Annotated in this window: 1 protein-coding gene; it reads right to left on the reverse strand. The window is 61.8% G+C overall.

The window, feature by feature from the left end; all coding sequences use genetic code 11:
* A partial coding sequence (locus tag JG676_RS09780; protein WP_200217958.1) for a type II toxin-antitoxin system ParD family antitoxin occupies positions 1–132 on the reverse strand: 132 nt, incomplete at its 3' end.
* Positions 133–414 lie beyond the last annotated feature (282 nt).

Here is a 414-nt window from a genome sequence, read left to right on the forward strand (position 1 = left end):
TTCCTGCAAGGCGCGCAGCCCGGCTTTCACGACCTCCGACGCAGAGGCATAAGTACCGTCGTCGACCTTGGCATCGATGTACGCTGCCTGTTCTTCAGGGAGGCTGAATGTGCGCTTGGACGCCTTGGCCATGAAATCCTCCGGTATGAAGGTATCATGCCATTGTCGAGAGGGGCGAGCGACCCGAGCAGCCGATTGAGACGCCAGTCAGTGTTCGAAGAAGGATGCGAGGAGGAGCGGCGATGAAGAAGACATACCACGGCAGCTGCCATTGCGGTCGCGTCCGCTTCGAGGCGGACATCGACCTCGAGGCCGGCACGGGCCGGTGCAACTGCTCGATCTGCACCAAGAAGCGCAACTGGGGCGTGGCGATCAAGCCGGCGGATTTCCGCCTGCTGTCGGATGAGACCGAGC

The organism is Campylobacter sp. 2018MI34, from assembly GCF_016598975.1.
Lineage (GTDB): Bacteria > Campylobacterota > Campylobacteria > Campylobacterales > Campylobacteraceae > Campylobacter_D.